Origin of the sequence: Pseudomonas sp. MWU16-30322, from assembly GCF_020515535.1 — a bacterium.
GTDB lineage: Bacteria > Pseudomonadota > Gammaproteobacteria > Pseudomonadales > Pseudomonadaceae > Aquipseudomonas > Aquipseudomonas fluorescens_H.
Window position 1 is genome coordinate 556,582 of record NZ_JAIWYL010000002.1, and the last position, 24,042, is coordinate 580,623.

A 24,042-nucleotide genomic window follows, 5' to 3' on the forward strand; every position below is an offset into this window, starting at 1 on the left:
GCGCAAGGTTTAGATAATGTTTGATAATAAAGTATTGATGATTACCGGTGGCACAGGCTCATTCGGTAATGCTGTTCTTAATCGTTTTTTGAAAACTGACGTCAAAGAAATTCGCATTTTCAGCCGTGACGAAAAAAAGCAAGAGGACATGCGGATTGCGCTGAACAATCCAAAGCTCAAGTTCTACATTGGTGACGTTCGCGACTACGCTAGCATTCGTGATGCGATGAAAGGCGTTGACTACGTTTTTCACGCAGCAGCGTTAAAACAGGTCCCATCGTGCGAGTTCTACCCGATGGAAGCGGTGCGCACCAATGTACTCGGTGCCGACAACGTCATGCAGGCAGCGATCGAGAACAAGGTCGACCGCGTTATCGTGCTCAGCACGGACAAGGCTGTCTACCCAATTAACGCAATGGGCATTTCCAAGGCAATGATGGAAAAGCTCATGGTTGCCAAGGCGCGCATGCAGACGGAAGGCGAAACCGTTTTCTGCGCTACCCGTTATGGCAACGTCATGGCTTCCCGTGGATCGGTGATTCCGCTCTTTATCGAGCAACTGCGCGATGGCAAGTCGATCACCATCACCGATCCGACCATGACGCGTTTTCTGATGTCCCTGGAAGACTCCGTCGATCTGGTACTGCACGCCTTCGAACACGGCCGTCAGGGTGATATCTTCGTTCAGAAAGCGCCTGCATCGACTATCGAAGTGCTCGCCCAGGCACTTAAAGAACTTTTCCAGAAAGACAACGAAATTCGCATCATCGGCACTCGTCACGGTGAAAAACTGTTTGAGTCGCTGGTTGCACGTGAAGAGCTGGCGAAAGCCGAGGACATGGGTCAGTACTACCGCGTGCCTGCCGACAATCGCGACCTGAACTACGCAAAATTCGTGGTGGAAGGCGAGACTGAGATTTCCGCTTTCGAAGATTACACTTCCCATAATACCGAGCGCCTGGATATCGAAGGTGTGAAGAAGTTGCTGTTGAAGCTTTCCTACATTCAGGAGCAACTTAATGCTTAAGGTAATGACGATTGTCGGGACCCGTCCTGAACTGATCAAGATGTCGCGTGTGATCGCCGAATTTGACGAGCACACGAACCATATCCTCGTGCACACCGGACAAAACTTCGACTACGAGTTGAACGAGGTGTTTTTCGAGGAAATGGGTATCCGCAAACCGGATCACTTCCTCGGGGCAGTCGGCGCCAACGCCGCGCAAACCATCGCACGGGTCATCGAGAAAGCCGATGAAGTGCTGGAAGCCGAGAAGCCGGACGCCTTGATGCTCTACGGCGATACCAATTCCTGCCTGGCCGTCATTGCTGCCAAACGCAGAAAAATCCCCGTCTTCCACATGGAAGCCGGTAACCGCTGCTTCGACCAGCGTGTTCCGGAAGAGCTGAACCGCAAGGTTCTCGACCATTTGAGCGACATCAATCTGGTGTTGACCGAGCATGCTCGTCGCTATCTGCTCGACGAAGGAATTCCACCGGATCGCATCATCAAATCCGGCTCCCACATGGAAGAAGTGCTTGAGCACTTCATGCCAAAGATCGAGGCATCGCCGATCCTCGACGAGCTGGGTCTGAAGTCGAAGCAATTCTTCGTCGTGAGTACTCACCGAGAAGAAAACGTCGACACGCCGGCGAACCTGCAGGATCTGCTGGATACCTTGAAGGCATTGGTTGAAACCTACGACATGCCGGTTATCGTTTCCACCCACCCGCGTACTCGTCAGCGTCTGGAGGCTCTGGGTCTCGACGGCCTGGATTCGCGAATCCGGTTCCTCAAGCCGTTCGGTTTCTTTGCCTACATCAAGCTGCAGAAGGAAGCGTTCTGCATCCTGTCCGACAGCGGAACCATCACCGAAGAAGCTTCGCTGCTCGGTTTGACCGCTGTGACCATCCGCAATGCTCATGAGCGTCCGGAAGGCATGGACCAAGGCACGCTGATCATGAGCGGCCTGAAGTCGGAGCGGGTTCTTGATGCCGTGCGTATCGTGACCAGCCAGGATCAGGCAGGTGCCGTGCGTCGCGTGGTTCCAGACTACGAAGGTGGACTGGTATCGCAGAAAGTGTTGCGGATTGTTTTGAGTTATACAGATTTTATCAATCGGACTGTCTGGTCCAAGTAATCCGAAATTAGCGCAAGCACAAGAATTAGTGAGATTTGAAATGAGCACGAATAATCAGACGTTAGACGCAATTTATAATGAAGGTGAGCGTCTGGTGCCGGGTGAGACTCACGGCCGGGATGAAGTAGTCCGCCATAAAAGTAGTTATAAACTGTTTCGTGCTGTCATCGAAGCCGACATCCTGCGCGATCCGTCGATGCTGGTATCCGGTATCAAGATTCTTGACATTGGCTGTGGCACTGGCCACGGTACTTTCATGCTTGGTGAAATCCTCGGTGCCAAGATTGTAGGTATCGATCCGAGCATCGAGTCGGTTCAATACGCGAAAGACAATTACGGTTCGAAGAACATCGAGTACGTGAATGGTGATGCCGAGTCGTTCGTTCGCGACGCTCAAACTTTTGACTACGTTGTTTCACGCCACGCGCTGGAGCACGTAGTCGATGGTCTGAACTTTGCGCTTAAGGTGGATTGCCGGAAACGTCTGATGGTCAACGTTCCCTTCAACGAAGCGGATGGCAACCCTCATCACCTTGTTCACTGGATCAAGGAAGAGCATTTTGACGCCTACCCGAATAAAGAGTTTTTCTATGAGGGGCTGGACGGCGTTACCGAGCTCACGCGTAATGATGAAACTCCACCCAATTCGATTCTGTGCATTTCCAGCGCTACGGAGCTGAAGCCGGTACGTGAACTCTTCGATTTCCCGATTACCGAGTGGAAGCCGGAGTTTTTGCAAAACCTGGGTATCGAAGCGCTTGAGTCCGATCTGGAGCAGCGTGAACTACAAGTACAGGAACGTCTGCAGTATCTCATCGAAAAAGAAGCTCAACTTGACGCGCATTACTCCAATCTGCGTGATCTGGAAAACGACGTTCGTCGTCGCGAAGACTGGGTTGCAGAGAAAGAAGGTCAGCTGGCTAATCATGAAACGAACTTGAATGGCATTCAGGCTGATCTCGTTCGTCGCGAAAAGATCATTGCCGAGAGCCTGATTGCACGTCTTGCACTGAAACTAGGTTCTTCCCAGAAATGAAGGTTCTTCAGGTCAATGGCTACGAGTCCCCTGGTCGTCGTTTTAATGGTCTTTCCATTACGCCGCTTCTAAAAAAATACGATGTCGAATCCCGGCATCTTATTTGGGAAAAGGACACTCAAAACCCGGACGTGCTGACGTTCGAGGGGAAAAATACAAGGAAAATCAACCGGATCCTCAATCGGGTTGAGCGTTTGACCTCAATGCAATCAGTGCTCTACACGAATGCCAGGCAGATGATGAAAATGCCTGCGTTCGAGGAAGCGGATGTGTTGCACCTGCACATTATTCATTCGGGCTACATGAGCCTTGGCGACCTGCCCGAAATCACTCGTCGCAAGCCAACGGTGTGGACACTGCATGACCCGTGGGCCATGACAGGACATTGCGTCTACCCGTTCGAGTGCAAGCGCTGGATGACCGGTTGTGGCAAGTGCCCCGACCTGGACATTCACTTCCCGCTGTTGATGGACACGACACGTTTTCTGTTTCAGTACAAAAAACGTGCGTACAACAGATCTAAGTTCGATGTCATCGTGGCGTCCAAGTGGATGCGCGATATGGTTGAGGCTTCGCCTCTTTTCGAGGACGTTGATATCCATCAAGTGCCTTTTGGCCTGGACCTGGACTTCTTTAACCCGAATGCTTCGCCAGATGCGCGCAAGCGTTTTGGCATTCCTGACGACGCGTTGGTCATCTGCTTCCGGGCAGTCGATAATCAGTTCAAAGGTTTGCCTTACATCATCCAGGCGCTGGAGCGCATCAGCGCCAAGCAGCCGGTGTGCCTGTTGACGCTCAACAGCAAAGGGTTGATGGAGCAGTTCAAGGATCGATTTCAGCTCGTTGAATTAGGCTGGACCAATGACGAAGAACTGGCCCGTGATGCGTTTGTTGCATCCGACATCTTTCTCATGCCATCGATTGTTGAAGCCTTCGGTGTAATGGCCATTGAAGCGTTTGCCTGCGGCAAGCCGGTAATCGTGTTCGAAGGCACTTCGTTGCCGGAAGTGACATTCGCTCCGGAAGTCGGGGTGTCAGTGCCAATGCACGATGGCGAAGGGCTTTATCGCGCTCTGCAACATCTGATCGACAATCCGGCAGAGCGTGAAGAACGCGGTCGCAAAGGACGAGAGATTGCCGAAAAACATTATGGCGACGACTTGTACGCACAGCGGCTGGCGGAGATCTATAAAACGGTTGCTGCTAAATGAAAGTACTGCTTTTAACTGATATACCACCGTGCCGTAACTTTACCGCCGGTCTGGTGCTGGATCGGTTGGTTGGCTTTTTGCCCAAGGATCAGGTGGCCATCTGCGCAGTGGTCAACCCCGCGTTGAATCCGGAGATCCCTGCGGAGCTCGACGAAGTCCCCAAGCTTCTTCTACGCAAGCCGCGGGAAGCCGCGGTACGTGTATTGCCTCGCAAGGCCGGGATTTTGTCGGCTTTCCCGTTCGAGTTGGTCCAGGCCAACCGTGTTCAACGGGAGTTGCTTCCACAAATTGTCGAATTTGCCAAAGCACAGAAAGTTGATGCGGTCTGGGTCGTTCTGCAAGGCCAGACCATGGTGCGCCTGGCTCGCCAGGTGACCAAGGCGCTCAATGTCCCACTCCTGACTCAGGTCTGGGACCCATTCGGCTGGTGGTTGCAAGCGAATCTCATCGACGGTTTTACCCGTCGTCGCTTGCTCAAGGAGTTTGACCAGGTCATCAAAGGCAGTGCGTCGTGCGCCACCGCATCGTGGGCGATGTCCGAGAATTACACGAACAAATACCGTGTCTTGAATGCACCGGTGATCGCGGGGTTGCCTCGTGAACTGGCCTTGCAGCCAGCTACCAAAGTGCATGATCGTGATGAGTTCATCATTGCCATGGCTGGCCAGTTCTACGCGCAAGCGGAATGGGAATGTCTGCAACACGCCTTGAATGCCTGTAACTGGAAAGTTGCCGGCAAGCGTATTCGTGTGCGGGTGATGGGGGGGGCGTTCAAAGTGTTTACCCAAAGTCCCTCGAACTTTGAATATCTTGGCTGGCAAAGTCAGGATGAAACGATTCGACTGCTTGCCGATTCTGATCTTCTCTACATGCCTTACTGGTTCTCCGGTGAGTACCATGAAGAGTCGAGTAACAGTTTTCCCTCGAAGCTTGTTACGTATTTCGCTTCTGGCCGCCCGGTGCTTTGTCATGCGCCGAGTTATGCCTCTCCGGCGAAGTACATCAAGGCCAATGATGCTGGTTTTCTGTGCGAATCGCTGGATACCTCCGTCATCATCAGTCAGTTAGAAAGGGCTGTGCAGGATGGCGAGGCTTACGCTCGTTTTGCCGCCAACGGCTATTCATGCTTCATGAAGGATTTCACGCTGGAGCGCATGAAGGAGTCATTTCTTGCGTTTCTGGGAAATCACACCAAAGCATCAATAGGGCTTTCTAATTGAGTCAGAATATCTTTACTGCCCATCTCCGGCATTTCGATCTTATCAAGCAACTCATCAAGCGCGATGTCGACATGCGATTCAAGGGCGCCCTGCTGGGTGTCCTGTGGCCGCTGATCACGCCGCTGCTGACGTTGGCGATGTACGCGGTGGTGTTCGGATATTTCCTGCCTTCTCGCTGGCCTGGTGTTGAGGGTATTACCGGTTTCGCGTTGATGCTGTTTCCCGGCCTGATTGTCTTTACGTTCTTTGCCGAATGCGTAAACCGTGCGCCCAACCTGATCACTTCGAACCCCAATTTCGTCAAGAAAGTGGTGTTCCCGGTCGAGTTGCTGGTCTGGGTCCCCATTGGCTCGGCGATTTTTCAGTTGTGCCTCAGTATCGTTGCTTGGGCGGCCATTGCACTGTTCGTCAACGGCAGCCTTCAGTGGACCATCGTATTTCTGCCAATCGTCATTGCGCCGCTGGTGCTTTGCCTGTTGGGCATTACCTGGTTCCTGAGTGCGCTTGGGGTGTTCCTGAGAGATATCGCGCAACTGACGATCGTCATCACCCAGGCATTGATGTTCTTCTCGCCTGTTCTTTATCCCCTCGACAAGTTACCGCCATGGGCCAGTCATCTGATCATGCTTAATCCGTTGTCATTCATTGTCGAACAGGCACGGTTGGTGATGATTAACGGCGTGATTCCCAATTTTCCGGGCCTGTTGATCTACTCCTGCGTGAGTTTGGTTGTTTGCTGGCTCGGCCTGCGTTTCTTCAGATCTGTCAGACACGGCTTTGCGGACGTTTTATGAGTATGGACATGACTACAGAAGTAAAGCCGCAGCCTGTCATCGAGGTGGTTGGTCTAGAAAAGGCGTACCACATCTACGATGCGCCGCATGATCGTCTGAAGCAGATCTTTCTGGGTTGGAAGCGCAACTACTATCGAGACTTCCTGGCGCTCAAAGATGTCAATTTCGAAGTGCTTAAAGGGCAGTCAGTGGGTGTTATCGGGCGAAATGGTGCCGGTAAAAGTACCCTCCTGCAGTTGTTGACCGGCACCCTGACACCCACCAAAGGCTCGGTGAAAATCAACGGCAAAGTCGCCGCAGTCCTTGAGCTGGGTTCGGGATTCAACCCTGAATTCAGCGGCCGCGAGAATATCTATCTGTATGCCAGCCTGTTCGAGCTGAAGAAGTCGTGCATCGAAGAGCGCTTTCAGAAGATTGTCGATTTTTCCGAACTTGGCGATTTTATCGACCAGCCGGTAAAGGCTTATTCCAGTGGCATGCAGGCGCGCCTGGCGTTCTCGGTCATTGCCCATGTCGATGCCGATATTCTGATCATTGATGAAGCGTTGTCCGTAGGGGACGCGTTCTTCGCACAGAAATGCATGCGTTTTCTGCGTCAGTTTCAGGAGCGCGGCACGATTCTTTTCGTCAGCCATGACCTGGCCGCTGTCACCGCTTTCTGCGATCACGCGATCTGGCTGGAAGGTGGAGTCGTTCGCGATGCCGGCACGGCGAAAGATGTCTGCGAAAAATACTTTGCGCAGCTTTACATGCAGCATACCGGCGCCGAGGGTGCTGCCCCCGTCGCAGAAGTCGCCGTAGAAGACGAAGAGATCGAAGAGATCGAAGAAGTCATCGAGGAAGAGCCGGAAGGCGAGATCATCGAGCAGCGGATTGTCACGCAGGATGATGAGACGATTTGCAACGGTGTTCAGGAAATCGAATCTTTTGGCTTCAATCCGCAATCATCGACGTTTGGCACAGGTGGCGCAGAAATTCTCAACGTCAGCTTTACCAATGCAAAAGGTCGTCAACTGACCGTTTGTGAAGGCGGTGCGGACGTTGTTGTGAAAGTTACGGCCAAGGCCATTCACGACGTTGATTTGCCGATTATCGGCTTCATCATCAAAGATCGGCTGGGGCAGCCGTTGATCGGTGGCAACACCTATCACTCCTACAAGGAGTCGCCTGTCAGAGTCCGGGGCGGTAAGCGGGTCGATGCTGCGTTTCATTTCAAGTTGCCAATACTGGCGGTGGGGGATTATTCGATTGTTGCAGCGATTGCCAATGGCACGTTGCATGAACATGTGCAACTGCACTGGATGCATGACGCGGTCCTGTTCAAAGTAGTTGCTACCAGCATCGATGGAGTGATCGTCGGGGCGCCATTGGAAAAAATCATTCTTACCTCCAAGGATTGAGCCACCCATGACTCAACAACAAGATCCAGGGCGTTTAGCCTGGGCGGACGCATGCCGATTGATCGCAATGTTCGGCGTGTTGATCATTCATATTTCGGCGCCGATTTTCTACGACTTCAGAAACATCGAACTGAACAGTTTTCTGGTGGCCAACGCACTTGACTCGATTGCACGTGTAGCTGTTCCTCTGTTTGCGATGCTTTCTGGTGCGCTGCTACTGGGCCGAGACATGTCCAAAGGACTTGGAGGGATTGTTTCCAGAGTTCTAAAAGTTGCTATTCCATTAGCCTTCTGGAGTGTATTGCACGTTTTCTGGATCAACTACTGGACCGGCAAACCGATGGATATTCCGAATGCGCTGGCTCAAGCCCTGCGCGGGCCGGTGATGTATCACCTGTGGTTCGTCTACATGACTATCGGTGTCTACATCCTCCTGCCGGTCCTGCAACCAATTTCCGTGGCACTGTTGAGCAGCAAGCGGTTGGCCGCTTACTTCTTCGGAGTGTGGTTCTTGATCAACTCGGTGACGGTCTATTTCCCGGTCAGTATCCTGCCTCACCTGACGCTGACGAGCTTCCTCAATTGGCCGGGTTATTTCCTCCTGGGGTTCTACATCGTACGTTCGGATATCCTGAACAAAATTCCCGCTTGGTGCAGTGCTCTGGTCTTTTGTCTGGCAAGCCTGGCGACATTTCTGCTCAGTTGGCGCTTCAACTCGTTGTCGCCGACGCCGGACGAAACTGCATTCCTGTACTTCAGTCCTAACGTGCTGATTGCATCGTGTGCAGCATTCCATTTGATCCGGAAAATTCGCGTTGCTCCGCTACTGGTGCGGCCGGTTGCGTTTTTGTCCAGCATCGTTTTCCCGGTCTACTTCATGCACCTGCTGGTTATTGATCTAATCAAGGCAGGGATGTTCGGGTTTACGTTGAATCTTGCATCGATGTCGACATTCTCCGCGATTTTCAGCCTGTCGTTGTCCACGTTTGCGGTGTGCCTGATCTTGGCTGCACTGACTCGTGCGATACCGTACTCGGCAAAACTGGTTGGTTAACTATTTCATTCTGATAAAAGCCGCGCTTAGACGGCTTTATTTGAGAGAGCAAAATGACCGTAAACGAATCTATTCCTTCATCGCCCGAAAACGTCCAGTCACCCAGTGCTTCGGTAGAAGATCCGATCGACCTCACAATCGTTATTCCGTGTCTGAACGAAGCGGAAAACATCGTGGGTATCCTCGATAGCGTGAAGGCAGCGGTCGCCAATCAGGCGTTCACTACCGAAGTCATCGTTGTCGACGATAAAAGCGACGACGAAACCTACAGCCTGGCGATGGCCTGGGGCAATGCGAACAGAGACGAATTGCCGGTTCGAGTGATCAGCCGTTCCCTGCATCGCCGCGGGTATGGTGCAGTCGTCCGTTTCGGTGCCGCTCACGGCATCGGTCGCTACTGCATCTTTGTCTCGGCGGACGCTGTTGACCCGATCCATTTGATTCCGGCGCTTTATAACGAAATGGAGAAAGGTGCGATTCTTGCCCAATGTTCCCGTTATATTCAGGCTGGCGATGACGGCACCATTCCGTTCAAATACAAGTTCTTCCAGTTCTTCTTCCGTATCGGTGTGCGCATCGCACTGGGTCAATACATTCCCGATTCGACTTACGCATTCAAGATGTTCCGTCGTCGGGAAACCCTGGGCGTGGGTCTGAGCCAGAACCGGTTCAGCATCAGTCCTGAAATTACCTTCAAGTCGATCTTGATGGGGGGGGAAGTCAAATACATCGCCGGCGCTCAGGGTGTACGTGAACGTGGTGTATCAAAGTTCATCTTCCGCAAGGAAGGTCTTGGTTTTGGGTATTGCTTGATCCGGGCGTTTTTGCATAAAACCAAATTGGTTTACTGGTTTTGATACCTATAAATTAAGAAAATGGAAGTCCCGTGTATAATTTTTTCGCTGCCGTAAAAGATCGAGTCAGAGTTAGTCGTAAAACTGTTGAAGCTTGCCTGGTGGCCTTGTTGCTGTTGGTGGCAGCATTTCCAGACGTGATATTCAAGGATGCCAGTCTGCGATTGACCGATCAGATTACGGGAGCGTACACGGCAGTTCCCCTTAAACCCTTCTACACCATACCCAATACAACGGGATGGTGGGCTGGGTATAACGATAATGGTGGCGCGACCTATCAATCTGAACCCATGATGCAATTCATGGTTAACAGTATCCGCGATGGTCAGACCCCTTATTGGAACCCGTATTCAGCAGCCGGAGCACTGGGGCCAGAGGCCCTTGTAGATCAGAAATTTTCTGCAATGACGCTGGTAAATGCTCTGCTGGGAGGTGGGTCACTTACTTATAACATTGTTATCTTGCTGGCACTTTATTTCGGGGTGTTCTTCACTTATCGAATTGTCAGGGAGTTGTTGGGGCTTTCCGCGGTTGCGTCACTCGCTGCGAGCGTCTTTTATCTGTTAAACGGATACATAACGGCGAATCTCGGCTCGAACGTAACGCAAAGTTATCTGTATGTCCCCGTCTGCCTGTACGCGGCGATGGCATTTGTCTTGCGACTCTCGATACTGCGCTGGTGCATGGTGGTTCTCGCGTTCTCGCTGTTTTTCTCCTGCACTTTCATGCCGACCACCATTACCTCCCTGATCGCAATGGGCTGCATCATCTTCGGCTTCGTGGTCAATTGTGTGCAGAGTGGGAAGTACTCCGCGAAGACAGCAGTAACAGCTTTGTTTTTCCTGGGAATGGGTCTGCTGGGAACAATTATGCTCTTGGCACCGCTCTATTTTCCGTTTCTGGAAAATCTGAAAAGCCTCGGCACTCTTGAAGACTATTCGAAACGGCACTTTTGGGAATTACGTTTTCCCAACGCCATCATGTCGTTCTTTTCGTCGTCGCATCTGTTCGAATCGTATAACGCAGCAGAACCGCTGGCCGCGTCCTTCAATGGACAGGGTTCGTTCATCGGCAATACGGTTTTCCACAGTGGTGTTGTTGCAATCGGGCTTGCAGGGTGTGCGCTTGCCAAGCGTATGCCGCAATTCAAGTGTCTGGTCGCTATCTGTATTGCCGTGGCGGGTTTTGTCACCGTACGGCTTTTTGATCCGGTCTGGATTCAGAAACTGTTTGTCCATCTACCCATCATCGGGCATATCGGGAACCAGTACTGGTGGCCGGTCATCATGTTCCCGCTGATCATCCTGGTCGCATTCGGGGCACATAACCTGCAGGCGAAGAATGTTCGCATTCTGCCTTGTCTGGCGTTGATGGCGTTTGGTATCTGGGCGTTTATCAAGATCTACGGCGTTTTCGGCCTTCAAGAGCCACGCCTGGAATACAAGACTCAATCGCTGGAGTTATTGGCAGCGGTGGCGACGCTTATAGTCGCTGTAGCGTTGTTCGCCAGATTCATATCGAGTCCGACGATTCTGCGCGCGGTGCTGGGTAGCGTAGTGGTCGTCATGTTCGTTGAGCTCATGCTCATGGGTAAGATGGTACGTTTCGAAAGAAATGACCTGTTTTCCAACATGCCGCCCGCTCTGCAGTTTGTAAAAGACAACATTGGCAATTACCGGACAATGAACTTCGGCCAGGGTGGACTCTATCCGGAGTTGGGTTCGGCGTTCAAAATCCAGGAAGTCAGCACACTCAATCAGGGCGGCTTGCCGGAATTTCGAGATTTCTTCTACGCGTCGATCAATCTCGAGAATTCGCAGCGACTGGGTTATCACGAAACCACCCCGTTGGGCTCGTTTCCATCTCTGATCCTGATTCAGGACAAGCCGCAAACCAATACGATCAACTGGGATGCGATGAATTTCCTCGGGGTCAAGTATGTGCTCTTGCCTTTGACTTACACGGCGTACGAAACGGAACTGAAAGCGCGCGGTTTCGAAGAGGTTTATCACAGCCTGGCTACTCGAGTGATGGAGAACAAGTGTGTGTTGCCTCGTGCATTCGCCATCAGCGGCAACGATATGGCAGGGAAAGATAGTGTTGATTTGCCTTCCGACTACGCACAGCACCTTTTGCCTGTTTCCATAGATTCCTATCGAAATGGCGAGGTGATTCTTTCCGGCGAGGCGGATCACGAGTCGCTGGTGGTTCTTTCGGACACCTGGCACTCCAACTGGACTGCGGTTCTGAATGGGAAAAAAGTGTCTATTCTCAAGGTTGACAAGGCATTCCGTGGAGTAGTCGTGCCCGCTGGCAGCTTTATTATTCGAATGGAATATCAACCCAAGTCACTGCCTTGGGCGATCGGCTCTTCAATCACGATGATTGCGCTGCTGTTATTCCTGACGTTACGCCGCAAGCGCTTCAACTCTAAAATCAACACGCTGTTGCTGAAAACTGTCTGATTCTGGATTTATCTCATCTCGTGTCGGCGAGAACGCCGTTCACGGGAAAGACAACAAGGTTAACAATGATGTTTCGTTTGCTGTTCAAGAAGAATCATATTTTGCTTTTGATCAAACTATCGCTAGCGGTGGTTCTGGTCTGGGTTTTGCTGAACAGCGGGCAACTCGACTTTCGTTCGATCCTGGTGGTTTTTGATAATCTGGATTTGTTCATTCCGGCGCTGGTCTGTCTTTTTCTGGGTATCGTTATCAGTGGCTTTCGCTGGTGGCTGTTGCTACGCGCCACGGGCAACAATATTCCCCTGGGCACGGTTCTGAATCTCCAACTGATTGGTAGCTTCTTCTCTACCTGGTTGCCTGGCGCGGCGGGTGGGGATGCGATCAGGGGCGTACAGGTTTTCCGCTTGTTGAAAAATGGTAGATCCACCGCATTGCTGTCGATTGTCGCTGATCGTGTTTTTGCAATGATCGGATTGATTTCCATCGCCGTGCTGGTTTCGTTTCTTCTGCCGAAGGCCATTTCACCAGACGCCGACATTTTTCAGTATGCAGGGCTGATTCAGACCTTGGCTTACGTATTGATTGGGGCGATGGTTTTCGGGTTGCTGGGGATCTATCTGGCTCTTCGTTATTCCGTCATTGACTATCTGCCCATCAAAATTCGTCATTACCTGCATCCGTTCGGGGTTACGATTCTCCTGTACCTTCGTGCGTGGCCGACTTTGCTCCTTTGCCTGGCGGTGTCGGTGCTTGCAACAGGAATTGTGATTATCGGCATGATCAGCATTGCTTCGATATTTTCCTATGCGGCCAATCCCCAGATCACCGCCATAGCCGGTGTGTTTGGCAACTTGTTTTCCGTGATTCCTATCACGCCCGGCGGTGTAGGCGTAGGTGAGTCGGTTTTTTCCAGAGTCTGTGTAGAACTCGCCGCTCGAACCGCACCATTCGCTACTATCTACTTCAGCTTTCGAGTCGGCATGTTGATCGTCAATATTCCAGGCATGATCTTATCGTTGTTCTACAGCACCGCGAGGCACCGTGAGAAAGCAGACACACTGAATTGATTGTTGGGTACGTTGATTTCGAAATGCGCTAGAAAATACGGGTGCGGTGATGAGTCTATCCAATAACGTTAAATTGATAACTGAAGAGTTCAAACCTCGGGTGTCGATCGTTATACCTGTGTACAACGGTGCAGACTTTTTAGCCGAGTCAATCCAGAGTGCCCTTGACCAGACGTATGCTGATGTTGAAGTGATCGTTGTCAATGATGGTAGCAACGATGGCGGTGCGACCGAGCGCATTGCGCGGTCTTTTGGCAGTGCGATACGTTATCTTGAGAAAAGCAATGGTGGAGTAGCGTCTGCGCTGAATCTGGCAATCCAGCATATGACAGGCGAGTACTTTTCCTGGTTAAGCCACGATGACTTATATGTCGAGGATAAAATTGCCAGACAGATTGCTTTCCTTTCCGGTCGTGAGCCTGAGCACACAATTGTCTATTCCGATTATTTTATTTTTACGGGGCTCAAAAAGAACAGGACCGCCCGGATATGCATGCCGAGTGTTCAACCCGAGTTTTTTCGGTACTGGATCACTGCGCAAAGTGCATTGCATGGCTGCAGCTTGCTGATTCCACGGACTGCATTTGATGTGGCAGGCTCATTTCACGAAGGATTGCGAACCACTCAAGACTACGAGTTGTGGTTCCGTATGGCTGGTAGGTATCGTTTCCTTCATCTGCCTGAAGCACTGATCAGTGCCCGCAGCCATGAGAATCAGGATACCAACAGAATCGCCGACGTTGCGTTCCGCGAGGCGGGGGATCTTTATCTCGGGTTTGTGAAGTCGATGAATCCTTCAGAAATTCCAGGGAAGTCGCCTTCGGAAATTGGAGCCAGCTACCTGCGTCTGGCCTCGGGTCTATGGCAGCGAGGCTTTAACGATGCGGCGGCTTACAGCGTCAAAATGGCGCGTGAGTACGGCGTTTCTTTCGCGCATGTACTTGCCTCGCAATTGATCGCGGTTTTTGCCAGGAGCTTGCGGCGATACGCCCGTGCCATGCTTACGCCTCAGAGCCGGCAGGTCATTCGCAAGGCCGTCACGTGTTTAGTGCCCTTCCACAGAGGCCGTTAGTTCTCTTGAATATTCCTAAAAGACTGTTTCTCCACGCACCGAATGTTCATGTCGGCGGGGGCCTGAACTTGTTGCAGGTGTTCTATGGCGTGGCGGAGTCGAATATTGATTTCGAACAGCTGGATTTGAGGGCAAAAGCCGGGATGAAACCGGGACGCGCCGAACGGCATTGGGTGCGCCCGACGTTGTTTTCCCGGTTGGCTGCTGAGTGGCGACTGCGCAGCCGCGTAAAAGCGAGCGATACAGTCTTGTGCTTTCACGGGTTGGTGCCTTTGTTTCCCTTGAAAGGGCAAGTGACAGTCTTCTTGCAAAACAGAATCCTCCTCTCATCAGACAGCCTCAAATCCTATCCGATCAAAACGAGGGTTCGCCTCTGGGGCGAGCGCTTGATGCTGAAGGCGTTTACCACGCGTATCGATAAATTCGTTGTACAGACGCCATCCATGGCGGAGCAGCTTCGCGGATTTCTGGGGGAGCAAACCCCGGTCGTCGTCTGCCCGTTTGTGCTTGCGGATGTTGATCAGGCTGACGTGCCTGCTGAAAAAATCTACGATTTTGTCTATGTGGCCAGTGCGGAACCCCATAAAAATCATCAGAAACTGATTGCCGCGTGGTCCCTGCTGGCAGAACAGGGCTTGCGCCCGAGTCTGGCGTTGACTGTGCCGTTCGATACTGCTTTGTCATTCCAGATCGAGGAATTGAAGCGGAAGTGGGACTTGAATGTTTTCAATCTTGGCCAGTTGAGTTCCCGCGAAGTCAGCGCGTTGTATGACCAATCAAGCGCATTGATTTATCCATCGATCAGTGAATCCTTGGGATTGCCGCTGATCGAAGCCAATTCACGCCAATTGCCGATCATCGCCGCCGAGCTGGATTATGTTCGAGATATAGTCGAGCCAGTACAAACCTTTGATCCTGCCTCGCGCACGTCGATTGCTCGCGCAGTAAAACGTCATCTTGGATACGGTCAACCAACACAGGCAATACACGGGCCTGAAGTGTTTCTCAGGGAAGTAATGCGATGAAGGTTCTGGTATGGACGCAGTATTTCTGGCCGGAAAACTTTCATATAAACGAAGTGGTAGCCGAGCTGGCAAGCCAGGGTGCCGAGGTCACTGTGCTTACCGGGAAACCCAACTACCCGGAAGGCAAGATTTTCGCCGGATATCGTTCGACGGGTTGTCAGACCGAGGACTACAAGGGCGCGAAGGTCATACGTTTGCCTCTGTATCCACGCGGGAAAAATTCGGCTAAGGGACTGATACTGAATTATCTGTCCTTTATTCTTTCGGGCTATTTTCTGGGGCCTTGGGTATTGCGCGGATTGAAGTTTGACGTTGTCTTCGTTTATGCGCCGTCTCCTTTGTTGCAGGCGTTGCCGGCCATTTACGTGTCGTGGCTCAAACGTGCACGTCTTGCTTTGTGGGTTCAGGACATCTGGCCCGAATCCTTGAAGGCGACTGGATTCATTAACAATGGCAAGGTCCTCAAGGGTATCGAGTACGTTGTACGTTACATATATCGATACTCCGACTCGATCCTCATCCAGTCAGAAGGCTTTCGTGATTCTGTTCAACGCCTCTGCCGTGATTGGTCGAAGATCAGATTCTTCCCTAACTCTGCGCTGGAACCGGTTACTACAAAGACGCCGGACAACTTCAACGTCGGCCGCCTCTCCGGTCGTTTTTCTGTGGTCTTTGCCGGTAATATTGGGGTGGCACAGTCTTGCCAGACAATAGTCGAGGCGGCGAAGATTTTGCGGGAATACTCCGATATTCGTTTCTTTCTGGTCGGAAGCGGTAGTATGGAAGCCACCATCGCCGAAAAGATTCGTGATGAAAGACTGGATAACGTCGAGCTGACGGGGCGCGTTTCTTCTGAAGAAATCACCAGCGTTTATGCGGCGTCTTCTGTTTTGCTGCTAACGCTGCGAGACGATCCGATTTTCGCCCGGACGATCCCCAGCAAGTTCCAAAGCTACCTGGCCGCCGGCAAACCCATTATTGCCAGTTGTAATGGTCAGACCGCCTTGATGCTGGCCGAGGCGGATGCCGGCTTGAGTTGCACCGCGCAAGATCCACAAGCGCTGGCTGATGCAGTTCTGGCGCTGTATGGCACCGATCAGCAGCGTCTTGCCGAGATGGGACAGCGCGGGCGCGAGTTTTTCCTCAAGCACTTTTACCTTCCGGGCCGGGTCTCGCAACTGATTGAGTACTTCAATGATCTTTCGCTGCGCAAGTCCCGCTGAGCTTCGAGGGCCTGACTTGCTTATCTGGGCGACGGAATATCGGCGGGCTCGACCTCTTGTCATAATATATCTGTGACGTTGATCCTTACCTACGTACAATCTGTTGACCGATTGATGCAAGGAGTGAGGCACATTGGAACAGGGGTTTATGGATAGGCTGCGCATGTTTTTGCTGGAACTACCGCGGCGACAGAAACGGTTGATCCAGGTGCTGACGGACGTCGTTCTTGTCTGGATGGCGCTGTGGATGGCATTTATCGTGCGTCTGGGTATTGATGAAATGATCAATCCCTTCAAAGTTCATGTCTGGCTGTTCATCTGCGCGCCTGTTATCGCGATCCCCCTGTTTATCCGTTTTGGCATGTACCGCGCGGTGATGCGGTACTTCGGCAATGATGCGCTGGTGGCCATCATCAAGGCGGTCAGTCTGTCATCGCTGATTCTCGCGTTGGTGGTGTATTGGTACAGCAACCACGAAGCCGTGGTTCCGCGTTCGATCATTTTCAACTATTGGTGGCTCAGTCTCGTCATCATCGGTGGCTTGCGCCTGTGCATGCGTCAATATTTCATGGGCGACTGGTTTACGGCTGCCCAACATGTCCCGTTTACCAATCGCGACGATGGCCTTACCAAAGTAGCGATTTATGGTGCGGGTGTGGCGGGTAACCAGTTGGTCGCTGCGTTGCGCATGGGGAGGGTGATGCGTCCGGTAGCATTCATCGATGACGACTCAAGTATTGCAGATCGATCAATCTCGGGATTACAGGTCTATAAGCCAAAACATATCCAGCAAATGATCGATGTGACTGGTGCGCAGGAAGTATTGTTGGCGCTCCCATCTTCGACGCGAGCCAGACGTAGGGAGATCCTTAATTTCCTTGAGGGCTTTCCGCTGCATGTGCGTAGCGTACCCAATTTCACCGACTTGGCCAGCGGCCGTGTAAAAGTAGAAGACATTCAAGAAGTCGACATCGCTGACTTGCTGGGACGCGATGCGGTGCCCCCACAACATGATTTGCTCGAGCACTGCATTAAAGGCAAGACAGTTTTGGTGACGGGGGCAGGCGGGTCGATTGGATCAGAACTCTGTCGCCAGATTTTTTTACTAAAACCGACCACGCTTCTTTTGTTTGAACACAGCGAATTCAACCTTTACAGCATCCTTTCGGAGTTGGAGCAACGTGCTGTTCGGGAGTCGGTTTCGGTCAAACTGCTTCCGATCCTCGGCTCTATCCGCAATCAGAGTAAGCTTCTCGACGTCATGAAGACTTGGCGTGTGGACACCGTTTACCACGCCGCCGCTTACAAGCACGTACCAATAGTTGAGCACAACATCGCCGAAGGCGTGCTCAATAACGTCATGGGTACACTGAATACCGCTCAGGCCGCGCTTCAGTCAGGTGTAGCCAACTTCGTCTTGATCTCCACCGACAAGGCGGTAAGACCGACCAATGTCATGGGCAGCACCAAGCGACTCGCCGAGTTAACGCTGCAGGCCCTCAGCCGCGAGATTGCTCCCGTTTTGTTTGGCGACAAAGCTAATGTTTCACGGGTAAACAAAACCCGATTCACCATGGTCCGTTTCGGCAATGTGCTGGGCTCGTCGGGTTCGGTGATCCCGCTGTTTCACAGCCAGATCAAATCAGGCGGCCCGCTGACGGTCACCCATCCCAAGATCACTCGCTACTTCATGACGATTCCGGAAGCCGCGCAGCTGGTGATTCAAGCCGGGTCCATGGGGCAGGGCGGTGATGTCTTCGTGCTGGACATGGGGGAACCGGTCAGGATTGTCGAGTTGGCGGAAAAAATGATCCACCTGTCGGGCTTGAGCATTCGCTCCGAGCGCAACCCGCAGGGCGATATTTCCATCGAGTTCACTGGCTTGCGGCCAGGTGAAAAGCTCTACGAGGAGCTGTTGATCGGCGACAACGTGGCAGCAACACCCCATCCGATGATCATGACCGCCAACGAGGATCACCTTCCTTGGGATGTACTCAAGGCTCGCCTGCACGAATTGCTCGTCGCGGTCGAAAAGGATGATTACTCACGCGTGCGTCAGTTGCTGCGCGAAACCGTCAGCGGCTACACCCCCGACGGCGAAATCGTCGACTGGATTTATCAGCAACGCCGTCTCGAACCCTGATTGTTTCACATTCTGTAATAGACGCATTTTTGACACCCGCCAACCATCGCCTAAGTTTGAGGAGCAGCTTCGGAAAAGCTGCTTTCTCAAACGATGATGGAGCGTCATTTATGCGTAACGGTTTTTTCTACTCCCTGGTTTTCGCCTTCCTCACAAGTGCTTCGATCGCCGCGATTGCGGCACCTGTTGCGGCCCCTCAGGCAGAAAAGGCAACGATGGTGACGGAGGCGGTAACGGTATCTGTAGGTGAAAAGGTCGATCTCAACGGCGCCGACGCAGCAACTCTGCAAAAACAGTTGTCCGGAGTAGGCGAGGCGAAAGCCAAAGCGATTGTTGCGTATCGTGATACTAATGGGCCATTCGCCTCGGTGGATGAGCTGCTGGAAGTCAAGGGCATCGGCAAGGCGATCCTGGACCGCAATCGCGACAAGCTGGAAGTGAACTAAGCTGATAATTCAACGCCAAGGGGCCGGTCATTGACCGGCCTTTCTGTTTTCTGATGTCAGAGATTCGCCAAAGGGAGCTGCGTTGCGTTTGTCGGTGGGCTGAAAATTATGGGTATCATATAGCTGTGAGATTATGCCTATAATAATTTCCGCCGCCTTCATGCAAATAACGCTGAGGGCCAATCCCAAAGTATTTCAGGAGCGCTCTCATGAGTTCAGTCCAGTCTCAAGGTACGGCCGTCGTCACCGGGGCATCATCAGGTATCGGTGCCATCTACGCGCAGCGGCTGGCAGCACGTGGTTTTGATTTGCTGTTGGTCGCCCGCGATCAGCAGCGTCTGGAAAACGCCGCGAACCAGTTGCGCGAGACCCATGGTGTCCAGGTCGAAGTGCTCAAAGCCGATCTGACACAAAAGGACGATGTGCTGAAACTCCAGCAACGCCTGCGCAGTGATTCGAGCATCAGCCTGTTAGTGAATAACGCCGGGGTTGCAGCCGATGGCTTGCTGGCCAATTCCGACGCCGAGCAACTGGAGCGTCTGATCCAGTTGAACGTCACCGCCGTTACGTTGCTGGCCTCAGCAGCAGCCGCCAGTTTCGCCGAGGCTGGACGCGGCACGATCATCAACATCGCCTCGGTGGTGGCGCTGTTTCCGGAGCGTTTCAACGCGACCTACAGTGCGAGTAAAGCCTATGTGTTGAGCCTGACTCAATCGCTCAACGCCGAGCTAGAAGGCACTGGCGTGAAGGTGCAAGCGGTGTTGCCTGGCGTTACCCGTACTGAAATCTGGGAGCGCTCGGGCATCGACGCCAGTGGTATTCCGGCGGAGATGGTGATGGAGGCCGGTGAGATGGTGGATGCGGCGCTGGCCGGTCTGGATCAGGGTGAGTTGATCACCATCCCGTCGCTGCCTGACGAAGGTGAATGGCAGGCATTCGTGCGTGCACGGCATGTCATGGCGCCGAATCTGTCGCGCAGCTCGGCGGCGCAACGCTACAAAAATTGATCAGAGGTAACTGCGGTATGAGTCAGCGTCGAATTGTTGTCACCGGTATGGGCCTGGTTTCTCCTTTGGGCAGTGACGTCGAGGTTGTCTGGCAGCGCTTGCTGGACGGGCGCTCGGGCTTGCGCAATTTGCCGGACGCGGTGAGTGCAGATCTGCCGACCCGGGTCGCCGGGATGGTGCCAACGGCGGCAGAGGACGTCGAGGCCGGTTTCGATCCGGACCTTGCCACGCCACCCAAAGAGCAGAAGAAGATGGATCGCTTCATCCTGTTCGCCATGGAAGCGGCGCGCCAGGCGTTGGCGCAGGCCGAATGGCAGCCGTCCGAGGCCAGGGATCAGGAGCGCACCGCAACGATCATCGGCTCCGGTGTTGGCGGATTCGGGGCAATAGCCGACGCTGTACGCACCACCGACAGTCGTGGCCCGCGTCGTCTGTCGCCGTTCACCATCCCATCGTTTCTGGTCAATCTGGCGGCCGGGCATGTGTCGATCCAGCATGCTTTGAAAGGCCCATTGGGTGCACCGGTGACTGCTTGTGCTGCCGGGGTCCAGGCGATCGGCGATGCTGCGCGGATGATTCGCGCCGGTGAAGCGGATATTGCGGTTTGCGGCGGGGCGGAAGCCTGCATCGATCGGGTCAGCCTGGCCGGTTTTGCCGCCGCGCGAGCGTTGTCCAGCGGCTATAACGACACTCCCGAGCGCGCTTCGCGGCCCTTTGACAGCGGTCGCGATGGCTTTGTGATGGGGGAGGGCGCGGGTTTGCTGGTGATCGAGTCGCTTGAGCATGCGCTGGCACGTGGTGCACAGCCATTGGCCGAGTTGGTGGGTTATGGCACCAGTGCCGACGCCTATCATCTGACCGCCGGTCCGGAGGACGGCAGTGGTGCACGACGGGCGATGCAGTTGGCGCTGGCTCAGGCCGGTATCGCGCCGGATCAGGTGCAACATCTCAACGCACATGCCACCTCCACCCCGGTCGGCGATCTGGGTGAGTTGGCGGCGATCAAAAGTGTGTTTGGCGAGCAGAACAAAATCGCCGTCACTTCCACCAAGTCCGCTACCGGGCATTTGCTCGGCGCGGCCGGCGGGCTGGAGGCGATCTTCACGTTATTGGCCATCCGCGATCAGGTGGTGCCGCCGACGCTCAACTTCGACAATCCCGATCCGGCGAGCGAGGGCGTGGACATCGTTCACGGCCAGGCGCGGTCGATGCCGATTGAATATGCGTTGTCCAACGGCTTCGGTTTTGGCGGGGTGAATGCCAGCGTGCTGTTCAAGCGCTGGGAAGGCTAGTCCTGATCTTTCTTCAGGGTGTCACGTGTGACGTCGAGAATCCGTTGGGCCAACTGCGGATTTTCGACGCTGCGTGCGAGCACCAGAGCACCAACCAGTGTGGCCATAATGACAATGCTGCGATCAGCGGCGGATGGGCCTTCCAGCGTGTTTTGCACTTGTTCCAGTCGACTGTTGAGCACCGCGTCGGTGGTCGGGCTGGGCTGACCGCGCAGACCCATTTCCGAGGACATGGTCGGCAAAGGGCAGCCTTCGTGCGCAGAGCTGTAGTGCCATTCGGAGAGGTAACTGTCGATGAACGCCTCCAGCGGGCGTTCCTCGGAGAACAGCATGGCGCAATGCGCGTCCAGCTGCGCGCCAGCCTCCTGCAAGGCTTTTTCCACCAATTCGTCCTTAGACTTGAAATGTGAATAGAACCCGCCATGGGTCAGCCCGAGCGCTTTCATCAATGGTTGCAAACCGGTGGCGCCGATACCGTCCTGGCGAAAGCGCGCCGAGGCTTCCTTGATGATGCGCTGATGGGTCTGGGCTTTGTGATCCTGCGAGTAACGCATTTCGACTCTCCGCGACAAGGCCACCATCTTAACCACGGAAAATTAAATGGTGACTGTACTTCTACTTCTAAAAAGCGTGCGGATAAGTCCAAAGCCATAAAAAACTAACCCCGCCGATTCAGGCGGGGTTTTTCATTCAGCGATCCTGCGCGTCCTTGATGTCCGCTTCGGCGTTGCGCTGCGCAACGCGTTTGCGTTCTTCATCGGTCAGTTCAACCTTGTTGGCGGTGTCGCGCAACATCATCAATCCGCCAACGATCGAGCCGATTGCAACGACCAGAATCAACCAGGCATACCAGGGCATAACGGCTCTCCTTAAGGGCAGTTCGACGGGCGAGGATTTCGCCGTGCGACGCTGCATACCACTTTTGAGCGAAGTGAGTTCGCAGTGGTTCCATTCTAGGCTGGTTATGCCCGGTGTATCTGAAATCCCTCAGCGGCCGGTCAGCATCGCATCGGCCGGAGCGTCAGCGCGCAACTGCCCGGTGAGCAGGAAGTAGCCGAAGCCGACTGCCATGAAGCCGAGGAAAATCAGCCCGATCAGCGCGTTGAACCAGGCCATGGCGATCAGGCACACCACCGCCAGCACCAGCGCGATCAGCGGAATCAACGGGTAGCACGGCGCACGGAAAGTACGCTCGAGATTCGGTTCGGATTTGCGCAGTTTGAACAGGCTGAGCATGCTCATGATGTACATCACGATCGCGCCGAACACCGCCATGGTGATCATCGCGGCGGTCAGGGTCATGCCGCCGAGGTTGATCAAGCCGTCGCTGTAAATCGCGGCGATGCCGATGATGCCGCCGGCGATGATCGCCCGGTGTGGAGTCTGGAAGCGCGAGAGTTTCGCCAGCGATGCCGGCAGGTAACCGGCGCGGGCGAGGGCGAAGAACTGCCGCGAGTAGCCGAGGATGATCCCGTGGAAACTCGCCACCAGGCCGAACAGGCCGATCCACACCAGCATGTGCAGCCAGCCGGAGTTGTCGCCGACCACAGTCTTCATCGCCTGCGGCAACGGATCGTTGATGTTCGCCAGGGTGCGCCAGTCACCGACACCACCCGCGAAGAACATCACGCCCATTGCCAGCAACACCAGGGTCAGGATCCCGCTGATGTAGGCCTTGGGAATCGTGCGCTTGGGATCCTTGGCCTCTTCGGCGGCCATTGCTGCGCCTTCGATGGCGAGGAAAAACCAGATCGCAAACGGAATCGCGGCGAACATCCCGGCAATCGCCGGCACACCGAACACATCGGAACCGGCCCAGCCATTCAGGGCAAAACTGCTGAAGCTGAACGCTGGCGCGACCACGCCCATGAACACCAGCAATTCGATCACCGCCAGCACGCAGACGATCAGTTCGAACGTCGCCGCCAGTTTCACACCAAGAATGTTCAAACCCATAAAGACGATATATGCGCCGACCGCTGCATGTTTCGGATCGAGCGCCGGAAACTGCACATTCAGATAAGCGCCAATCGCCAGGGCGATGGCCGGCGGCGCGAAGACGAATTCGATCAGCGTGGCCAGCCCGGCAATCAGTCCGCCTTTTTCACCGAAGGCTCGGCGACTGTAGGCGAACGGCCCACCCGCATGCGGAATCGCAGTGGTCAGTTCGGTGAAGCTGAAAATGAAGCAGGTGTACATGGTCGCGACCATGAACGAGGTCACCAGAAAGCCCAGTGTACCGGCCACGCCCCAGCCGTAACTCCAGCCGAAATACTCGCCGGAAATCACCAGCCCGACGGCGATGCCCCACAGGTGCAAGGTGCCCAGCGTGGGTTTGAGTTGTGTGTTCATGCGCATGCTCCCTGAACGGTTTGGAAAGCTCGGGGGAGGGTGTGTGCAGTGGGCGTGCCATTGCTGTGAGTCAGGTCGTAATGTGAAGAAAGCTGTCGTATCGGGGATGTTCGCGGTGGGATAGCTGCGTTTTGTGCGCCAGTTGGGTGCGATGTAGGCGGTTATGCCGTCTTCGCGAGCAGGCTCGCTCCCACAGGGGAATGCATTTCAAATTGTGGGAGCGAGCCTGCTCGCGAAGAG

At 53.8% G+C, this 24,042-nt stretch carries 21 protein-coding genes; 18 read left to right on the forward strand and 3 right to left on the reverse strand.

Annotation, left to right across the window (positions count from 1 at the left end):
• Window positions 1-16: 16 nt before the first annotated feature.
• The 18 genes from LCH64_RS05540 (at window position 17) to fabF (ending at window position 21,450) form a co-directional block, all read left to right on the forward strand.
• Window positions 17-1,027 (forward strand): polysaccharide biosynthesis protein, encoded by a 1,011-nt coding sequence (locus LCH64_RS05540; RefSeq protein WP_226499690.1) that lies wholly within the window; start codon window positions 17-19, stop codon window positions 1,025-1,027.
• Window positions 1,020-2,141 carry a UDP-N-acetylglucosamine 2-epimerase (non-hydrolyzing) gene (gene wecB, locus LCH64_RS05545; RefSeq protein WP_226499691.1) on the forward strand — a complete coding sequence of 374 codons (1,122 nt, stop codon included), beginning with the start codon at window positions 1,020-1,022 and terminating at the stop codon, window positions 2,139-2,141. Before LCH64_RS05540 ends, wecB begins: the two co-directional genes overlap by 8 nt.
• 40 nt (window positions 2,142-2,181) lie before the next feature.
• Complete coding sequence (locus tag LCH64_RS05550; RefSeq protein WP_226499692.1) at window positions 2,182-3,177, forward strand: class I SAM-dependent methyltransferase; 996 nt, start codon at window positions 2,182-2,184, stop codon at window positions 3,175-3,177.
• Complete coding sequence (locus LCH64_RS05555) at window positions 3,174-4,388, forward strand: glycosyltransferase family 4 protein (protein ID WP_226499693.1); 1,215 nt, start codon at window positions 3,174-3,176, stop codon at window positions 4,386-4,388. Before LCH64_RS05550 ends, LCH64_RS05555 begins: the two co-directional genes overlap by 4 nt.
• Entirely contained in the window at window positions 4,385-5,608 is a 1,224-nt protein-coding gene (locus tag LCH64_RS05560) for a glycosyltransferase (RefSeq protein WP_226499694.1), read from the forward strand. The genes LCH64_RS05555 and LCH64_RS05560 overlap by 4 nt, the downstream gene beginning before the upstream one ends.
• Window positions 5,605-6,402 carry an ABC transporter permease gene (locus LCH64_RS05565; RefSeq protein ID WP_226499695.1) on the forward strand — a complete coding sequence of 266 codons (798 nt, stop codon included), beginning with the start codon at window positions 5,605-5,607 and terminating at the stop codon, window positions 6,400-6,402. Before LCH64_RS05560 ends, LCH64_RS05565 begins: the two co-directional genes overlap by 4 nt.
• Before the next feature lie 8 nt (window positions 6,403-6,410).
• The gene (locus LCH64_RS05570) at window positions 6,411-7,802 is read left to right on the forward strand and encodes an ABC transporter ATP-binding protein (protein ID WP_226499696.1); all 1,392 of its coding nucleotides are present in this window, start codon (window positions 6,411-6,413) and stop codon (window positions 7,800-7,802) included.
• Window positions 7,803-7,809: 7 nt separating this feature from the next.
• Complete coding sequence (locus LCH64_RS05575; protein WP_226499697.1) at window positions 7,810-8,856, forward strand: acyltransferase family protein; 1,047 nt, start codon at window positions 7,810-7,812, stop codon at window positions 8,854-8,856.
• A 53-nt stretch (window positions 8,857-8,909) separates the two neighbouring features.
• A complete protein-coding gene (locus tag LCH64_RS05580; protein WP_226499698.1) occupies window positions 8,910-9,713 on the forward strand; it encodes a glycosyltransferase family 2 protein in 804 nt (267 codons plus the stop codon).
• A 29-nt stretch (window positions 9,714-9,742) separates the two neighbouring features.
• Window positions 9,743-12,175 (forward strand): hypothetical protein, encoded by a 2,433-nt coding sequence (locus LCH64_RS05585; RefSeq protein WP_226499699.1) that lies wholly within the window; start codon window positions 9,743-9,745, stop codon window positions 12,173-12,175.
• A gap of 68 nt (window positions 12,176-12,243) precedes the next feature.
• Window positions 12,244-13,242 carry a lysylphosphatidylglycerol synthase transmembrane domain-containing protein gene (locus LCH64_RS05590; protein ID WP_226499700.1) on the forward strand — a complete coding sequence of 333 codons (999 nt, stop codon included), beginning with the start codon at window positions 12,244-12,246 and terminating at the stop codon, window positions 13,240-13,242.
• A gap of 49 nt (window positions 13,243-13,291) precedes the next feature.
• Complete coding sequence (locus tag LCH64_RS05595; RefSeq protein WP_226499701.1) at window positions 13,292-14,314, forward strand: glycosyltransferase; 1,023 nt, start codon at window positions 13,292-13,294, stop codon at window positions 14,312-14,314.
• Between the two features lie 5 nt (window positions 14,315-14,319).
• Complete coding sequence (locus LCH64_RS05600; protein WP_226499702.1) at window positions 14,320-15,339, forward strand: glycosyltransferase; 1,020 nt, start codon at window positions 14,320-14,322, stop codon at window positions 15,337-15,339.
• Complete coding sequence (locus tag LCH64_RS05605) at window positions 15,336-16,562, forward strand: glycosyltransferase family 4 protein (RefSeq protein ID WP_226499703.1); 1,227 nt, start codon at window positions 15,336-15,338, stop codon at window positions 16,560-16,562. The genes LCH64_RS05600 and LCH64_RS05605 overlap by 4 nt, the downstream gene beginning before the upstream one ends.
• Before the next feature lie 148 nt (window positions 16,563-16,710).
• Window positions 16,711-18,705: a nucleoside-diphosphate sugar epimerase/dehydratase gene (locus LCH64_RS05610; protein ID WP_226499736.1), complete on the forward strand. Its 1,995-nt coding sequence runs from the start codon at window positions 16,711-16,713 to the stop codon at window positions 18,703-18,705.
• A 110-nt stretch (window positions 18,706-18,815) separates the two neighbouring features.
• The gene (locus tag LCH64_RS05615; protein ID WP_226499704.1) at window positions 18,816-19,151 is read left to right on the forward strand and encodes a helix-hairpin-helix domain-containing protein; all 336 of its coding nucleotides are present in this window, start codon (window positions 18,816-18,818) and stop codon (window positions 19,149-19,151) included.
• 209 nt (window positions 19,152-19,360) lie between these two features.
• Window positions 19,361-20,158 (forward strand): SDR family oxidoreductase, encoded by a 798-nt coding sequence (locus tag LCH64_RS05620; protein ID WP_226499705.1) that lies wholly within the window; start codon window positions 19,361-19,363, stop codon window positions 20,156-20,158.
• A 17-nt stretch (window positions 20,159-20,175) separates the two neighbouring features.
• Window positions 20,176-21,450 carry a beta-ketoacyl-ACP synthase II gene (gene fabF, locus LCH64_RS05625; protein ID WP_226499706.1) on the forward strand — a complete coding sequence of 425 codons (1,275 nt, stop codon included), beginning with the start codon at window positions 20,176-20,178 and terminating at the stop codon, window positions 21,448-21,450.
• Here the strand turns inward: fabF and LCH64_RS05630 are convergent.
• The 3 genes from LCH64_RS05630 to eat all read right to left on the reverse strand — a co-directional run bounded on the left by LCH64_RS05630 (window position 21,447) and on the right by eat (window position 23,802).
• On the reverse strand, window positions 21,447-22,004 hold the full coding sequence (locus LCH64_RS05630) for a TetR/AcrR family transcriptional regulator (RefSeq protein WP_045122570.1): 558 nt from the start codon (window positions 22,002-22,004) through the stop codon (window positions 21,447-21,449). The genes fabF and LCH64_RS05630 overlap by 4 nt on opposite strands.
• Window positions 22,005-22,140: 136 nt before the next feature.
• A complete protein-coding gene (locus LCH64_RS05635; protein WP_003226857.1) occupies window positions 22,141-22,308 on the reverse strand; it encodes a DUF2897 family protein in 168 nt (55 codons plus the stop codon).
• 129 nt (window positions 22,309-22,437) lie between these two features.
• Window positions 22,438-23,802 carry an ethanolamine permease gene (gene eat, locus LCH64_RS05640; RefSeq protein WP_003226855.1) on the reverse strand — a complete coding sequence of 455 codons (1,365 nt, stop codon included), beginning with the start codon at window positions 23,800-23,802 and terminating at the stop codon, window positions 22,438-22,440.
• Between the last annotated feature and the right edge of the window lie 240 nt (window positions 23,803-24,042).